Consider the following 15,846-nt stretch of genomic DNA (forward strand, 5'->3'; position numbering starts at 1 on the left):
GAACACGCAGCGCGCGTGAGACCGCCGATCGCGCGCTAGCCGGGACTTTCGCCCGCGTCCCGCCGCAATGCGGCGGCGAGCGGCACGTCGGCGCGGGGCATCTGCCGCCCCTCCGTTTCGGCGCGCGCGCGGAACAGGCCGCGGGCGGCGAAATGCGGGTCCGCCGCCGCCTCGTCGAGCGTGCGCACGACGGTCGCGCAGCAATCGAGCGGCTCCAGCACGGCGCGCCAATGCGCCGCGTCGCGGGAGCGCACGATGGCGGCGACGGCGGCCTTCGTCGCGGCGGGATCGCGCGTGTCGTCGGCGAGCGCCGGTTCCAGGCCGAGCCCCGCGCAGGCGCGCGCCCAGAACTTGTCCTCCAGGGCGCCGAGCGCGAGATAGCGCCCGTCGGCCGTGGCATAGAGCCCGTATCGCGGGCTGCCGCCGGTGAGGAGCCCGCCGTGCGGCGCGGGCGGGCGGCCCGTCGCCTCGAGCTCGGCGCGCGCCAGCCAGGCGAAGGTGGCCATCGCGTCGGTCATGGCGACATCGAGATGCGACCCCTCGCCCGTGATCTCGCGCAGGCGCAGCGCGAGCAGGATGTCGATGACGGCCGGCAGCGACCCGCCGGCGATGTCGGCGACGAGGGCGGCGGGCGTCGCCGGATGCTCCGGCGAGCCGGGCGCGAGGGAGAGGAGCCCCGTCAGCGCCTGGTAGTTGATGTCGTGCCCCGCCTCCTGCGCCCGCGGCCCGTCCTGCCCGTATCCGGTGATCGAGCACACGACGAGACGCGGGTTGATCGCGTGGAGCGCGTCCGGCCCGAGCCCGAGGCGGCCCATGACGCCCGGGCGCATCTGCTCGACGAGGACGTCCGCCTCGCGGATCAGGGCCTCGAGCCGCGGCCGTTCGGAGGCGTCCTTCAGGTCGAGCTCGACGATCTCCTTGCCGGCGTTCAACATGGCATAGGCCAGAGAGCGCCCCTCCCGCATCGGCGGAAACCGCCGCATGTCCTCCCCGCCCGGCCGCTCCACCTTGATCACCCGCGCCCCGGCCTCCGCAAGGATCAGCGTCGCCAGCGGGCCGGGGAGCAGCGTCGAGAGGTCGAGGATGGTGATGCCGGACAGGGGCAGGGGGCGGCTGGACGAGCGGGATGCGGGCATGCGGGCGGGGCTCCTCGGTGGGCATTAGAGGGCATTCCGCAGCGGCAGAGAGGGCGTGTCAACGATCGGAGCCCGGGATGACATCGGGGGAGCGCGCGCCCGACTGTCAGAACAGATCGTGCGGCAGGATGCCCGTTTCGATCAGCCACAGGAAGCCCGTGAGTGTCACCACGGAGGCGACGGTGCCCACGAGGACGCAGGCGGAGGCGCGCTCGACGCCGACCCCGTACTGCGTCGAGATGACGAAGATGTTGAGCGCCGGCGGCAGCGCCGCCATGACGATGGCGGCGAAGACCCAGGGTGCCGCGAAGTCGCCGACCAGCGAGAGCAGCACCCACACGATCAGCGGGTGGACGACGAGCTTGATCCCGACGAGGAAGGGCACCTCGGGCGGGATCGCGCGCAGCCCGCGCTTCTCGGGCCGTCCGGGCGCGGGCTTCGGCCTGGGGCTCAGCGCCACCGTGACGCCCAGCAGGAAGAGCGCGCAGGGCGCGGCGGCGTTGGACAGCCACAGCGTCATCTTGTCGATGGCGGACGGCGGCGTCCATTCGAGGAAGCTCGCGGCGACGCCGATCATGGTCGCGACGTTGAAGGGATGCGTGACGATCCGGAAGGCGACCTCGCCCGCCGTCGTGAGGAGGCTCTTCTTCTCCACCCCGGCCACGGCCATCAGGAAGGGCACGAGCGAGAACAGGAGGAGCGAATCGAACACGAAGATGAGGACGACGGGCGGGCTCGCCTCCGGGCCGAGCGCGGCGAGGACGAGGGGTGGGCCCATGTAGCCGATGTTGGAATAGGCGCCCGCGACCCCCTGCATCACCGCCTGCGGCATCTCCCGCGCCACCGCGAGGCCCACCGCGAAGGCGAGCGAGAAGGCGATGTAGGTCGACAGCGTCGTCACCGCGACGAAGGGCCAGTTGGTCAGCTCCGAGAGCGGCTTGTCGGCGATGAGCCGGAAGAACAGGCACGGCAGCGCCACGTAGATGAGGAAGAACTGCATCCACGCGAGCCCGCTCGCCGGGCGCGCGCCGAAGCGCCCGCAGGCCCAGCCGAGCGCGATGAGGCCGAAGAAGGGGGCGAGGAGGTCGAGGAGCCCGACGAGATCGGACATGGATCTTCCCGGTCGGGTGCGCTGCCGATGCGCGCCCTTGTGGCAAAGATCGCCGCGTCCCGCAACGCGGACGCATGCAGGCGGGGCATGCGTCGCGCGCCCGCCCATCGGCTAATGGTCTCGCGGCGCGCGAGCGCCTATGTCGGAGGCCGGATCGCAGATCAGGAGCCGAGCCGATGAAGAGCCCCCGCCGCTTCTACCAGCCCCTCGCGCTGGGCGCCCCCGCTCCCTTCCGCGAGCCGCCGGTGCGGCTCGAGCGGATGATCCACTTCGTGCCGCCCCACATCGAGAAGGTGCGCGCCAAGGTGCCCGACCTCGTGACGAAGGTGGACGTCGTCCTCGGCAATCTCGAGGACGCGATCCCCGCCGACGCCAAGGAGGCCGCGCGCGCCGGCTTCATCGAGATGGCGAAGGCGACGGATTTCGGCGAGACGGGGCTTTGGACGCGCGTGAATGCGCTCAACTCCCCCTGGTTCCTCGACGACCTCATGGAGATCGTCGCCGCGGTGGGCGACAAGCTCGACGTGATCATGGTGCCCAAGGTCGAAGGGCCGTGGGACATCTTCTACGTCGACCAGCTCCTCGCCCAGCTCGAGGCGCGTCACGGGGTGAGGAAGCCGATCCTCGTCCACGCCATCCTCGAGACGGCGGAGGGCGTGAAGAACGTCGACGACATCGCCGCCGCCTCGCCGCGCATGCACGGCATGAGCCTCGGCCCCGCCGATCTCGCCGCCTCGCGCGGCATGAAGACGACGCGCGTCGGCGGCGGCCATCCCGATTACCGCGTCCTCTCCGATCCCGACGGCGACGCCCCGCGCGCGAGCGCGCAGCAGGACCTGTGGCACTACACGATCGCGCGCATGGTGGACGCCTGCGTCGCCTCGGGCATCAAGGCCTTCTACGGCCCCTTCGGCGACTTCTCCGATCCCGCCGCCTGCGAGGCCCAGTTCCGCAACGCCTACCTGCTCGGCTGCGCGGGCGCCTGGTCGCTGCACCCGAGCCAGATCGACATCGCCAAGCGCGTCTTCGCACCGGAGGTCGACGAGGTGCTGTTCGCGAAGAAGATCCTCGACGCCATGCCCGACGGAACCGGCGCCGTGATGATCGACGGCAAGATGCAGGACGACGCCACCTGGAAGCAGGCCAAGGTCATCGTCGACCTCGCCACCATCGTGGCGCGCAAGGACCCCGAGCTCGGCGCCGCCTATGGGCTGTGACGGCATATTCACATTTGAGAGCCGGCACATTTGAAAGCGCGGCGCCGACGGCCTATCTTGCCGGGTCGGAGGAGCTTCGAGCCTATGACCCTGCGTATGGCCAAGTTCGCGATCGGGCAGGTGGTGCGCCACCGCGTCTACCCGTTCCGCGGCATCATCTTCGACGTCGACCCGGTCTTCGCCAACACCGAGGAATGGTGGCTCGCCATTCCCGAGCACGTGCGCCCGCGCAAGGAGCAGCCCTTCTACCACCTGCTCGCGGAGAACGCGCAAACGGAATACGTCGCCTACGTTTCCGAGCAGAACCTGGTGCCCGACACCTCCGACGAGCCCCTGCGCCATCCCATGGTGCCGAACATGTTCGTGCGCGCGCCCGACGGGAGCTATCGCGCCAAGTCCGTGCCCGCGAACTGAGCGTCACGCTCTCGACGTCCGTCTTGTCTCCCCGCGTTGGCCGCCCCTATGATCGGAGCGTGCGGAGAGGCGAGCGACGGCGATGTACGGCATCCTCCTCTATGACGGCGTCGAGCCGATAGACGTCGGAGCGGCCTTCGGCGTCCTCTCCATCGCCAAGCGCGTCATCCCCACGCTCGCCTTCACCGGCGTCGCCGCGCGCGCGGGGGCGGTCACCTGCGCCAACGGTCTGCGCGTGATCGCCGATCACGGTTTTTACGATTGCCCGCCGCTCGACCTCCTCGTCGTCACCGGCGGCCCCGGCTGGACGCGGGTCGTGCAGGACGAGGCGACGCTGCGTTTCGTGCGCGGGCCGCACCGGCGCCTCGCCTCGCTGTGCACGGGCGCCATGATCCTCGAGGCGGCGGGCGTGCTCGACGGGCGTGCGGCGACGACGAAGGTCGCGGTGTTCGAGGGCGAGACGCCCCCGCTCGACCTGCTCGGACCCGCGGTGGATCGCCGGCACGCGGTCCTCGTCGAGGACGACGGGATCGTCACGAGCGGCGGCATCACGCTCGGCATCGACGCGATGTTCCACCTCCTCGCCCGCGACCACGGCGCGATCGCGGCGGCGGAGGTGGCGCGGGTCATGGAATACGACCGCGCGCTCGCCGCGAACAGAGCGGCGCTCGGCCACGGGGAGGGCGGATGACCATGGGATGGCGCGGCACGCTCCTGTCGATCCACATCGCCCCGGCGGCGAGCTACGAGATGGAGGAGCTCGAGGAGGCCGAGCTCGTCGCGGGCAAGGGCATCGTGGGCGACCGCTACTTCTACGGAACGGGCACCTATTCGCCCAAGCCCGACGCCCGCGAGGTGACGCTCATCGAGGAGGAGGCGCTCGACGCGCTCGCCGCCGACGATCCGCCGATGCAGGGCGCGCCGATCGCGCTCGGGCACGACGAGCACCGCCGCAACCTCACCGTCCGCGGCGTGCCGCTCAACCATCTGGTCGGCTGGCGCTTCCGCATCGGGGACTGCGTGCTCGCCGGCGGGCGGCTGAACTTTCCCTGCAAGTATCTGGAGGAGATCCTCGGCAAGCCGGTCTACCTGCCGCTCTACAATCGATCGGGCCTCAATTGCTGGATCGAGACGGGCGGCATCATCCGCAAGGGCGACGTGATCGAGCCGCTCGACGAGCGCACCGAGAAGCCGAACCGCGCCTTCCCGAGCCGCGACGTGCGCACGTCATGACGGCGCGCATCGTCATGAAGCTCGACGTCGTCGAGCGCACCGAGCTCGGCGACGACGTGGCGCGCCTCGTCTTTCGCCATCCGCGCCGGCCGACGCTGGCGGCCTGGACGCCGGGCGCGCATGTCGACCTGCGGCTCCCGGACGGGAAGGTCCGCCAATATTCGCTGATCGGCGATCCCGACGATCTCGCGACCTACACGATCGCCGTGAAGCGCGAGGCGAGCGGGCGGGGCGGCTCGCGCCTCGTGCACGAGGCGCTTTGCGTGGGCGCCGTCGCCCACGTCTCGGCGCCGCGCAACAACTTTCCCCTCGCGCCGGGGCGGGCGGTGCTGATCGCCGGCGGCGTCGGCGCCACGCCGCTGATCTCCATGGCGCGCGAACTCGTGCGCCGGGGCGAGGATTTCGCCTTCCACCTGTGCGTCCGCACAGCCGACTCGCCCTTCGCCATCATGGCCGAGGCGGTCGCCGGGGAGCGCCTGTCCGTCCATGCGTCGAGCGGGGAGGGGGCGCGGCGCCTCGACGTCGCCGCGCTGGTGGCGGGCCTTGCGCCGGACGTGCACCTCTATTGCTGCGGACCCGATCGCCTCACCGCCGCCGTCGCCGAGGCCGCCGAGGGGCGCGACGAGGACACGGTCCATTTCGAGGTCTTCGCCGCCACGGCGGACGAGAACTACAAGCCCGAGCCCTTCGATCTCACGATCGCCTCGACGGGGCGCACCTACCGCGTCCCCGCGGAGCGCTCCGCCCTCGACGTCCTGCGCGAGGAGGGCTTCGCGCTCCCCTCCTCCTGCGAGCTGGGCGTCTGCGGCTCGTGCGAATGCGGCTACACGCAGGGCACGGTCATCCACCGCGACGTCGTGCTCGAGCCCAGCGCCCGGCAGCATCGCATGATGCCGTGCGTCTCGCGCGCCCGTGTTGCGGTGACGCTCGACCTCTGAGCCGGGCCGAGCGCCGATGCGGCTCGTAGACGAAGAACGCCGAGCCCAAGGGCCCGGCGTTCCGGTCGTCGCGTTTCGTCTTCGAGGATCAGGCGGCGCGCTGGTCGGACTTCACCTGGGCGACGAAGCGGCTGACGGCGTCCGAGAGATCGGCCGAGCGGGCGGTGAGCTCGCTCGCAGCAGCGCCCACCTCCTCGGCCGCGGTGCTGGAGGTTCGCGCGGTGGAGAGGACGTTGGCGGCCGCGCCGGACACCTCGGCCGCCCCGCCGGAGGCTTCCTGCACGTTGCGCGCGATCTCGCGGGTGGCCGCACCCTGCTCCTCCACCGCGGCGGCGATGGAGCTCGCGCCGCTGGAGAGCTGCGCGACGAGCTCGGCGATGCCGCGCATCGCATCGACGGAATCGGCGGTGATCCCCTGCATGCCCTGGATCTGCTTGCCGATCTCCTCCGTCGCCTTGCCGGTCTGGTCGGCGAGGGACTTCACCTCCGCCGCGACGACCGCGAAGCCCTTGCCGGCTTCGCCGGCACGCGCCGCCTCGATGGTGGCGTTGAGCGCCAGCAGGTTCGTCTGGTCGGCGATTTCGCGGATGATGCCGACGATCTCGCCGATGCGCTGGGACGCTTCCGACATCTCGCCGACGCGCGCCATGCTCTGCTTGGCCTGATCGGCGGCCTTGCTCGCGAGGCTGCTCGTCGAGCCGACCTGCCGCCCGATCTCGGCGGTCGAGGAGGCGAGCTGCTCGGCGGCGGACGCGACGGTGTTGATGTTCGCGGCCGCCTGCTCGGAGGCGCTCGCCGCGGTCGTCGCCTGCGAGGTGGTGTCCGATGCGCCGCGGGAGAGGTCGCGCGCGGAGGCGTCGAGTCGTCGGACGGTGTCGCCGACGCTGGTCACGATGCCACCGACGGAGCGCTGGAACTCGTCGGCGAGGGCGTCCATGCTCGCCTTGCGCTCGGCGGCGGCGCGCGCTTGCGCTTCCTTCGCCTCGGCCTCGAGATGGGCGGAGCGCTCGTAGGTCGCGCGGAAGGCGTCGAGCGCGCGCGCCACGGCGCCGAGCTCGTCCTTGCTCTTCTCGGCGAGCGTCGTCGCCTCCGGGTGAGCGGACGCGTCGCCCTGCGCGAGCCGCGCCACGGCACGGGAGACGATGCCGAGCGGCTTCGAGATGGAGCGCGCGACGACGAGCGAGGTCACGACGAGGACGACGAGCACGAGCCCGAGCGACAGGAGGATGGCCCGATGTGCGGCGTCCTTCTCCGCGGCGAGCGCTTCCATGCTGGCCTGCTTCTCGGTTTCGATGCTCGACGCCAGCGCGTCGTACGCCTGCTGCACCGTCCCGTAAATCGTCGACAGGCGCCTCACGTCCTCGTCGAAGGTGAGGCTGCGGGCGACGAAGTCGTCGAACCGCGCCCCGTAATCCTCCACCAGGCCCACCGCTTCCGGCGCGCGCGGATCGCCCGATGCGGCCGCCGAGCGCAGGAAATCGGCGCGAACGGCGCGGTGCGCCTCGGCATAGGCGACGTCGCGGCGGGAGATGAAGTCCTTCTCCTCGATGCGCAGCATCAGCATCAGGGACGTCAGGCGCTCGTCCCCGATGCGACGCAGCAGCGCCTCCGCCTCGTGGGCGACGCCGCGCAACTCGCCCTGTCGCCCCATCTCCTCGTCGAAGCCGAGATCCCGGCGCTGCGCCACCACCGAGGCGAAATGCGGCTCGTATTCCGCGAGCGCCTGGCGGATGACGGCGAGATTGCTGCTCTGCGTCGCGGCTTCGGCGCCCTCGGCGGTCGCGAGCGCCGCCATCAGCGCGTCCTTTGTCTCGTCGATGCGCCTCATCGTCTCCGCGTGGAGCTCGACGTAGCTGTCGGCGCGCCGCGCGAGGAAGTCCTTCTCGTGGCGGCGGGCGTCGAGCGTGTCGAAGGCGAGCGTCTCGGAGATCGTGAAGCGCTCCGTCACCGCAGCGTTCGCCTCGTACGCCGCCTCGATGCGCGAGAGGCCGGAATAGAAGAGCGCACCGGCGGTGAGCAGCCCGACGACGCCGAGTGCGCCGAGGGCGGCGACGCGGAGGCTCACGCCGAACCTTTTGAGGACCATGATCGGACTCCGGAAGAGGGTTTGGACACTTCCAGAATAAAGCCGATCGGTTTAACTTTCGTTATACTATTAAACCTTTGAGACTGGTGTAATCTGTGTGCGATCCACAAGAACAGCATGGGGTTAGTGCGTGCCCGCACGCGGCGCACTAACGAAGAACGCCGAGCCCGAGGGCCCGGCGTTCCGACGATCCTGCCGTCCGGCGGCGACCCGCGAGGGCCGCGCGGGACGCGTCACTGCGGCGCCGCGGCCCCGCTCTCCTGCTCGAGGCGCTGGCGCAGCTCCTCGGAACGGCGCTGGAGCTCCTCCTGCAGGCGACGCTGCTGGGCCTCGAGCTCGGCCGGGTCGATCGGGTCGCCGTCCCAGCCGGCGGTGAAGCCGTCGAGCGGGACCTGGAAGGTGACGACCTGGGCGTTCTGGTTCTGCACCGAGATGTTGAGGTTCGCGCCGGCCTTCATCTGGTCGACGACCTGCTGGGTGATCTCCGATTCGGCGAAGCAGCCGTTGGGGAAGCAGATCGCGTAGGCGCCGTTCGTCGCGGCGTTCTGGTCGGCGGCGAAGCGGATGCCGGGCTGCAGCAGGAGGCCGAGCGGCATCAGGAAGCGGGCGACGAGCTGGTCCTCCTGCCCCTCCGGCGCGTCGATGTCGTAGACCGCGACGGCGAGCACCGGCTGGCCCTGGTCGGAGACGAAGTCGCGCGTGGTGTAGCAGATCTCGGCGCCGGAACCCTGGTCCTGGCCGCAGAGCTTGGTCCAGCCGGTCTGCGAGGGCTCGGGCACCACCGGCACGACGTTGGGCTGGCCCGGCTGAGCGGGCGCGGCGGTCTGGGCCGAGGCCGCGAGCGGCGCGAGCGCGCCGGCCGCCACGGCCAGGGCGGTCGCGAGGGTGACGCCCCGCTTGCGCGCGTATCGTGCCGAAAACGACATCCTGAAGTCCTCTTTCACGTCCGGAGGAAGAAACTGGCGGGCGAGCGGGATGTCCGCCCCGCCCGGCGGGCCGCTCATCCACGCGCAACGTGGCGAAGGCGTGACCGAGCCCGCGTCCTTTTAGCGGCTCGCGCCGGCATATTCCAGTCGTTAACGCTGTTGCGGTCTATGCTAGCGTAAATGCGCCGAATCGCGCCCGTGCGCGCACATCGCGTCGGCGCCGAGAACGCCGCGACACGCGACAGAGGAAGACGCCTCGTGCTCCTGCGACCCCTCACCGCCCGTCTCACCCGCACCGGCGGCCTCCTGCGCGCCGGTATGCTGGCCGCTCTCCTGATTCCCGTCCTCGCGCTTCCCGCCGCGGCGCAGGACGAGACGCCGGCGCCGAGCCACGGCATGTCGATGCACGGCGAGCCGGAGCTGCCCGCCGATTTCACGCACTTCCCCTACGCCGATCCCGAGGCGCCGGTGGGCGGGCGCGTCGCCATGGCGCTGCAGGGGACGTACGACGGGCTCAACCCCACGATCGTGCTGGGCGTCGCCCCGGATCTCGCGCAGAAATTCGTCTGGGAGAGCCTGATGAAGCGCTCGCTGGACGAGCCGTTCTCGCTCTACGGGCTCGTCGCGCGCAGCGTCACCATGCCGGAGGATCGCTCGTGGGCGCAGTTCGCGCTCGATCCGCGCGCCACCTTCTCAGACGGCGAGCCGCTGACAGCCGAGGACGTTAGGGTGTCCTTCGAGCTCCTGCGCGAGAAGGGCAAGCCCTATTTCCGCGGCAACTTCGCCAAGGTGACCGAGATCGAGATCGTCGACGATCACACGATCCGCTTCGATTTCGGCGACAGCGGCGATCGCGAATTGCCGCTTCTCATCGCCATGATGCCGATCTTCGCCACGCACACGATCGATCCCGAGACCTTCGACCAGACCTCCCTCGTCCCGCCGATCGGCTCGGGACCGTACGAATTCGCGGCTGTCGAGCCCGGCGAGCGCGTCGTCATGCGCCGGCGGGCGGATTATTGGGGCGCGGACCTGCCGGTGAACGTCGGCATGAACCTGCCCGAGGAGATCCGCTACGAGTTCTTCCGCGACGCCAACACCATGTTCGAGGGCTTCAAGACGGGCATCTACGACCTGCGCGTCGAGGGCGACCCGACGCGCTGGGCGACGGGCTACGACTTTCCGGCCATGACCGAGGGGCGCATCGTCAAGGAGGAGGTGCCCCAGCGCACGCCCCAGGGCATGAACGGCTTCGTGTTCAACACCCGCAAGGACCTCTTCGCCGATCGCCGCGTGCGCCAGGCGCTGGGGCATCTGTTCGACTTCCAGTGGGTGAACGAGAACCTGCTCTTCGGGCTGTTCCAGCGCGCGGGCTCCTATTTCGACGCCTCCGACCTCTCCGCCCGCGGGCGGCCCGCGAGCGAGGCGGAGCGCGCGCTGCTCGCGCCCTATGCCGATGCTCTCCTCCCCGAGGTGATGGACGGCACCTGGCAGCCGCCGCAGAGCGACGGCTCGGGGCGCGATCGCACGCTCATGCGCGAAGCCGTGCGGCTCCTCGGCGAGGCCGGCTGGCGCCTCGACGGCGGCGTCATGCGCAATGCCGAGACCGGTGCGCCCTTCGCCTTCGAGTTCCTGGCGGTGAACCGCCAGCAGGAGCGGCTCGCGCTCAACTTCGCCGATTCGCTGAAGCGGGTGGGCATCGACATGTCGATCCGTCTCGTGGACGACGCGCAATATTGGCGCCGTCTCGCGGATTTCGACTACGACATGATCCAGTGGACCTGGCCGGCCTCGCCCTCGCCGGGCAACGAGCAGGTCAATCGCTGGACGAGCGCCGCCGCCGAGCGCTCCGGCTCGCTGAATTTCGCCGGCGCGCGCGAGCCCGGCATCGACGCGATGATCGCGGCCATGCTCGCCGCCACCGATCGGGGGGAGTTCGAGACGGCGGTGCGCGCCCTCGACCGGCTCCTGATCTCGGGCGTCTACGTGGTGCCGCTCTACATCCAGTCGAACCTCTGGGTCGCTTACGACAGCGCACTGGAGCGGCCGGATCCCGCGCCGCTTCGCGGCTTGCCGATCGAGGTCTGGCGGCGCGCGGGAGACTGATCCGCGCCGTGACGGCGCTCCGACGAGAGCGTGAAGGGGAGGGGGTATGGTGGCCATCGCCGTCGACGGCGCGCGCAGAGGGGGCGATCCGCGGGAGGGTTCCGCTCCCGTGGCCGCGCCCTCGTTGAGCGCGCTCTTCGCCGAGCGTGCGGCGGCGACGCCGCGGGCGCTCGCCTTCGTCGACCAGGACGGGCGCGACGCCTGGTGCGGCCGCCCACGCATCGCCTGGAGCTACGGCGCCGCGATGCCGATGGTGGAGCGCCTCGCCGCCTTCTTCGCGAGCCTCGGCCTCGCGCCCGGCGCGCATGTCGCGATCTGCCTGCCGGGCGGCTCGGAGACCCTCCTGACCCTGCTCGCGCTGGAGCGCGCCGGGCTCACCCCCTGCCTCCTGCCCGTCGCCTGGACCCGCGACGACCTCGCCCGCGCCGTCGAGGCGACGGGCGCGGTCGCGGTGGTGACGCAGAGCGTCGTGGGCGCGCTCAAGCCGGCGGAGACCTTCCGCGACATCGCCATGGCCTATTACGGCCTGCGCTTCGTCACCGCCTTCGGCCCGCAGCCGCCGGACGGCGTGCTCGATCTCGACAGGGTCATGGTGGACGAGCGCCCGATCCTCGCCGGGCGCGGCGAGGTCGACGGAACGGCGCACGACGAGGAGCCCGCGCCGGCCGCGCCCCGCGAGGGCGGGATCGTCACCCTGGCGCGGCGCGGGGACGAGATCGAGGCCGCCTACCGGCCGATCTCGTCCTGGATCGCCGCCGCGAGCGCCTTCCTCGAGGTCGCGCGCTACGGCGAGGGCGAGCGCATCGTCCATCTCGTGGCGCCCGACGATCTCATGGGGCTCGCCACCGGCTTCGCCGCGACGCTCATGACCGGCGCGACGCTGGAGCTGCACGGGCTCTTCGACGGGCCGGCGCTCGCCGCGAGCCTCGCCCGCGAGGAGCCGACGCGCCTCGTGGTGCCCGGCTGGATGGAGGAGGCCCTCCTGCGCACGCCGCTGCCGCGCAGCGTCACGGGTCTCGTCTACCTCCACGGCGCGCCCGCGCGCTTCAGGGCGCGCAGCGGTGCCTCGCAGCCGGCGATCGACGTTCTCGCGCTGGAGCCGTGGGCCCTCGTCACCCGCGCGCGCGGGCGATCCGGGCAGGTCGCGATGCGCATCGAGGCGAAGGACGCGCGCGCCGGAGACCCGCTTGTGCGCCGCGACGAGGAGGGGCGCCTCTCCGTCGGCGGACCGGCCGCGCACGCCCGACGCGTCCTGCGCGGCCAGGTGGAGGCGGACGTGCCCGAATGGCGCGAGACCGCTTGGCGCGCCGACGTTTTCGCAGGCATCGTCATCGGCGTCGCGTGAGCGTGGCCGCCGCCCGGGCGGCCCGCGGAGCCGGGGAGCGCTCGCGTTGCGCAATGCACAATTTCCGTTCACCCAAACCTTGCTCGGGGCTGGAACGGGCGCGCGAAATGTGCGTTGATGAGGCGGCTCCGGAAAGCGGGGCCGTTGAACCGGCCGAGGCGATGACCCCTCTTCAACGCATCCTGATCGTCGACGACGGCGACCGCGAGGCCGATGCGGCCCTCTCCGCCGAGCTCGCCGAGCTCGGCTACGCGTCCGTCACCGCCTCGCTGGAGGCGGCGGACGAGGTGCTGGCGGTGATCCCGACGCCGAGCGCCATCGTGCTGCAGATCCCGCGCGGCGCCGATCGCGCGGCGCGCGCACGCTTCCAGAACCTGGCGGATCGTCTCTCCGCACGCCGCGGCGAGGCCGGCCCTCCCGTGCTCGTCGTCGACGCGCAGAGCCTCTCGGCACCCGGCGGCTTCGCGCGCATCCTCGAGACCCAAGTGGGCGTCGGCGCCTTCGCCGGCCCGCTGCGCTGAGGCGGAAATCCGCCTCGCGCCCGGCTCGGCGAATTTTCCTGTTTCCGGCAATCCTCCCTTAACCCTGACGCCCGATCCTGCCCGGCGGTTTGGAACCTTTGCCGGGAGGCGCCCATGTTCGGCTCTGGCCGTCCTTCGATGATCCTGACGACGCTCAAGATCACGATCGTCGTCGGCGCGCTCAGCTGGGTCGCCGCGGACTACATGTCGAGCACTTTCGATCGCGACGCGCTCGCCCGCCTCGCCTCCGACGGCCGTGAGCGCGAGCCGCTGATCACCGGCTCCGTGCCGCCCGACGCCCTTCGCCTGAACGCGCTGCGCCTCGATCCGTGCGGAGACCTCGACGCGCACTGAGCCCCGGCGTCACGTCGCCGCGAGCCAGGCTTCCAGCGCCGCGTTCACCCGCTCCGGCCGCTCCAGCGTCGCGAGATGGCCGCAGGCCGGGACGCGGGTGAGCGTCGCCCATTCGATCGCCTCCGCCATCTCCTCCGCCACTTCCGGCGGGGTGATGACGTCGCTCTCGCCGACGAGAACGAGGGTCGGGATCTCGATCTGCGGCAGGAAGGGGCGCTGGTCGGCGCGCGCCATGATGGCGCGCTGCTGGCGCACGAAGGTCTCGGGGCCGATTTCGTCCGCCATGGCCACGACGCGCCGGCGCAGGTCCTCGTCCCCGAGCCGATCCGGCGCCACGAGGCGGTGCCACAGGACGTCGTCGACCTCGGCGAAGCGCCCGGCCTCCGCGAGCGCGATCAGCCGACGGCGCGTCTCGCTCGCCTCCGGCGTGTCGGGGCGCGCGCTCGTGTCGAGGAGGGCGAGGCGCGCCACGCGGTCGGGCGCACGCCGCGCGGCCGCGAGCGCGACGTAGCCGCCCATGGACAGGCCGACGAGCGCCAGAGGCTCGCCGCGGGCCGCGTCGAGGAGCCGCTCGGCCATGGCGTCGATCATATCGTCGCGCGTCGTGTCGGCCACGACAACCGAGCCGTGCCGCGACAGGGGCTCGACCTGGGCCGCGAACAGGTCGCCGGTGCACAGGAGCCCGGGAATCAGGACGAAGCGCGTCATTTCGGGCCCTCCGAGGCCTCGCAACGATTGACATGGGTCGGCGACGACCTATGGTCCCCTCGCACGGTCGCCGCCAGCATTGGCGGGCGCGATACCGAGAAGCCCGCCCTTTCGTCGCCGTGCGGGGCTGGCACGTCAAGAAAGCGGCCTCGAGCCGTGAGAGTTCTCCACCTTCATGCCATTCGATGAACTCGGGCTGAGCGACAAGGTTCTGCAGGCCGTCGGGGCCGCAGGCTACACGCAGCCGACGCCGATCCAGGAACAGGCGATCCCGCACGTGCTCGCCCGCCGGGACGTGCTCGGCATCGCCCAGACCGGCACGGGCAAGACCGCGGCCTTCACGCTGCCGATGCTCACCGTGCTGGAGACCGGACGCGCCCGCGCGCGCATGCCGCGCACGCTGATCCTCGAGCCGACGCGCGAGCTCGCCGCGCAGGTCGAGGAGAACTTCGTCAGGTACGGGGTCAACCACAAGCTCTCGGTGGCGCTCCTCATCGGCGGCGTGTCGTTCAACGACCAGGACGTCAAGATCAACCGCGGCGCCGACGTGCTGATCGCCACGCCCGGCCGGCTGCTCGACCACGTGGAGCGCGGCAAGCTCCTGCTCACCGGCGTCGAGCTCCTCGTCATCGACGAGGCCGACCGCATGCTCGACATGGGCTTCATCCCCGACATCGAGCGGATCGTGAAGCTCACGCCCTTCACGCGCCAGACGCTGTTCTTCTCGGCCACCATGCCGCCGGAGATCCAGCGGCTGTCGGAGAAGTTCCTGTCGAACCCGGTCAAGATCGAGGTCGCGCGCCCGGCCTCGGCGGCGCAGACGATCACCCAGCGCCTCGTGGCGACGGGTGGCGATCCCGCCTCCAAGCGCGCGACGCTGCGCGGCCTCATCCGCGACGCCGTCGACCTGCAGAACGCCATCATCTTCTGCAACAGGAAGCGCGACGTCGCCGTGCTCCATCGCTCGCTGGAGCGCCATTCCTTCAAGGCGGTGGCGCTGCACGGCGACATGGATCAGCGCGCGCGCATGATCGCGCTCGACCAGTTCCGTACCGGCGAAGCGCCGATCCTGGTGGCGAGCGACGTCGCCGCCCGCGGCCTCGACATTCCCATGGTGAGCCACGTCTTCAACTACGACGTCCCTCACCATTCCGAGGACTACGTCCACCGCATCGGCCGCACGGGCCGGGCGGGTCGCTCGGGCGCGGCCTTCACGCTCGTCGCGCCCGGCGACGAGAAGTCGCTCGGCGCCATCGAGAAGCTCATCGGCGGCGAGATCGTCTGGGACGGCCCGCGCAAGGCCGAGCCCGTGGCGCGCGGCGCCGACGACGAGGGCGAGCGCGCGCCGCGCGGTCGCTCGCGCCGCGGTGGTCGTCGCGGGAGCGAGGAGGCTGCTTCGAGCAGGCCGTCGTCGTCGAAGCCGGCGCCCGCGCAAGCGGCTCCAGAGAGGGTTGCTGCAACTCGAGATGAGCGTCCGCAGCCGCGCGATGCGCAACCGCGGACGGAGCGCCCGGATCATCGACCGCGTCGCGACGCCGATCGCGGTCGCTCCCGCCGGGACGAGGACACTGTGGAGTCGCCCGGCTTCGGCGATCACGTTCCCGCCTTCCTGTTGCGTCCGGCGGTGATCAAGACCAGAAAATAGCACGTTCGCTTCGTGCCATTAACCTGGTCTTCGAAATTTCCATCCAATCTGCGTCCCCGGGGCCGACGCGCGGCCAGATGTTCGGTTGTGCGCACTGCGGGATGGA

The 15,846-nt window shown here is 71.2% G+C and carries 15 protein-coding genes; 10 read left to right on the top strand and 5 right to left on the bottom strand.

Annotated elements, in window-relative coordinates; all coding sequences use genetic code 11:
* Positions 1–35: 35 nt before the first annotated feature.
* A complete protein-coding gene (locus IEX89_RS20705; protein WP_188915166.1) occupies positions 36–1,136 on the bottom strand; it encodes a CaiB/BaiF CoA transferase family protein in 1,101 nt (366 codons plus the stop codon).
* A 106-nt stretch (positions 1,137–1,242) separates the two neighbouring features.
* Positions 1,243–2,247: an AEC family transporter gene (locus IEX89_RS20710; protein ID WP_188915167.1), complete on the bottom strand. Its 1,005-nt coding sequence runs from the start codon at positions 2,245–2,247 to the stop codon at positions 1,243–1,245.
* Positions 2,248–2,423: 176 nt separating this feature from the next.
* Here IEX89_RS20710 and IEX89_RS20715 point away from each other — a divergent pair, with 176 nt between their 5' ends.
* The 5 genes from IEX89_RS20715 to IEX89_RS20735 all read left to right on the top strand — a co-directional run bounded on the left by IEX89_RS20715 (position 2,424) and on the right by IEX89_RS20735 (position 6,049).
* Entirely contained in the window at positions 2,424–3,464 is a 1,041-nt protein-coding gene (locus tag IEX89_RS20715; protein ID WP_188915168.1) for an HpcH/HpaI aldolase/citrate lyase family protein, read from the top strand.
* Positions 3,465–3,548: 84 nt separating this feature from the next.
* Positions 3,549–3,878 (top strand): heat shock protein HspQ, encoded by a 330-nt coding sequence (gene hspQ / locus IEX89_RS20720; protein ID WP_244645614.1) that lies wholly within the window; start codon positions 3,549–3,551, stop codon positions 3,876–3,878.
* Between the two features lie 82 nt (positions 3,879–3,960).
* Positions 3,961–4,569, top strand: coding sequence for a DJ-1/PfpI family protein (locus IEX89_RS20725; RefSeq protein ID WP_188915169.1), 609 nt, complete (start codon positions 3,961–3,963; stop codon positions 4,567–4,569).
* A 2-nt stretch (positions 4,570–4,571) separates the two neighbouring features.
* On the top strand, positions 4,572–5,111 hold the full coding sequence (locus IEX89_RS20730) for an MOSC domain-containing protein (RefSeq protein ID WP_188915235.1): 540 nt from the start codon (positions 4,572–4,574) through the stop codon (positions 5,109–5,111).
* Entirely contained in the window at positions 5,108–6,049 is a 942-nt protein-coding gene (locus IEX89_RS20735; RefSeq protein WP_188915170.1) for a PDR/VanB family oxidoreductase, read from the top strand. The genes IEX89_RS20730 and IEX89_RS20735 overlap by 4 nt, the downstream gene beginning before the upstream one ends.
* A gap of 88 nt (positions 6,050–6,137) precedes the next feature.
* Here IEX89_RS20735 and IEX89_RS20740 read toward each other — a convergent pair whose 3' ends face one another.
* Together IEX89_RS20740 and IEX89_RS20745 are read right to left on the bottom strand one after the other, a co-directional pair.
* Complete coding sequence (locus IEX89_RS20740) at positions 6,138–8,135, bottom strand: methyl-accepting chemotaxis protein (protein WP_188915171.1); 1,998 nt, start codon at positions 8,133–8,135, stop codon at positions 6,138–6,140.
* Positions 8,136–8,368: 233 nt separating this feature from the next.
* Complete coding sequence (locus tag IEX89_RS20745; RefSeq protein ID WP_188915172.1) at positions 8,369–9,061, bottom strand: invasion associated locus B family protein; 693 nt, start codon at positions 9,059–9,061, stop codon at positions 8,369–8,371.
* Positions 9,062–9,319: 258 nt separating this feature from the next.
* Between IEX89_RS20745 and IEX89_RS20750 the strand changes: the two genes are divergently transcribed.
* The 4 genes from IEX89_RS20750 (at position 9,320) to IEX89_RS20765 (ending at position 13,387) form a co-directional block, all read left to right on the top strand.
* Complete coding sequence (locus IEX89_RS20750; RefSeq protein WP_244645615.1) at positions 9,320–11,167, top strand: extracellular solute-binding protein; 1,848 nt, start codon at positions 9,320–9,322, stop codon at positions 11,165–11,167.
* Positions 11,168–11,213: 46 nt separating this feature from the next.
* Positions 11,214–12,512, top strand: a complete 1,299-nt coding sequence (locus tag IEX89_RS20755; RefSeq protein WP_188915173.1) for an AMP-binding protein — start codon at positions 11,214–11,216, stop codon at positions 12,510–12,512.
* Between the two features lie 161 nt (positions 12,513–12,673).
* Positions 12,674–13,033, top strand: coding sequence for a hypothetical protein (locus IEX89_RS20760; RefSeq protein WP_188915174.1), 360 nt, complete (start codon positions 12,674–12,676; stop codon positions 13,031–13,033).
* Positions 13,034–13,147: 114 nt separating this feature from the next.
* Entirely contained in the window at positions 13,148–13,387 is a 240-nt protein-coding gene (locus tag IEX89_RS20765) for a hypothetical protein (protein WP_188915175.1), read from the top strand.
* A gap of 9 nt (positions 13,388–13,396) precedes the next feature.
* On the opposite strand, the gene IEX89_RS20770 is transcribed toward IEX89_RS20765, so the two are convergent.
* Positions 13,397–14,095, bottom strand: coding sequence for an alpha/beta fold hydrolase (locus IEX89_RS20770; RefSeq protein ID WP_188915176.1), 699 nt, complete (start codon positions 14,093–14,095; stop codon positions 13,397–13,399).
* A gap of 175 nt (positions 14,096–14,270) precedes the next feature.
* On the opposite strand from IEX89_RS20770, the gene IEX89_RS20775 reads away from it, so the two are divergent.
* Entirely contained in the window at positions 14,271–15,740 is a 1,470-nt protein-coding gene (locus IEX89_RS20775; protein WP_188915177.1) for a DEAD/DEAH box helicase, read from the top strand.
* The last annotated feature ends 106 nt before the right edge of the window (positions 15,741–15,846 follow it).

The sequence above is a fragment of the Salinarimonas ramus genome (genome assembly GCF_014645695.1).
In the GTDB taxonomy this organism is placed as follows: Bacteria; Pseudomonadota; Alphaproteobacteria; order Rhizobiales; family Beijerinckiaceae; genus Salinarimonas; species Salinarimonas ramus.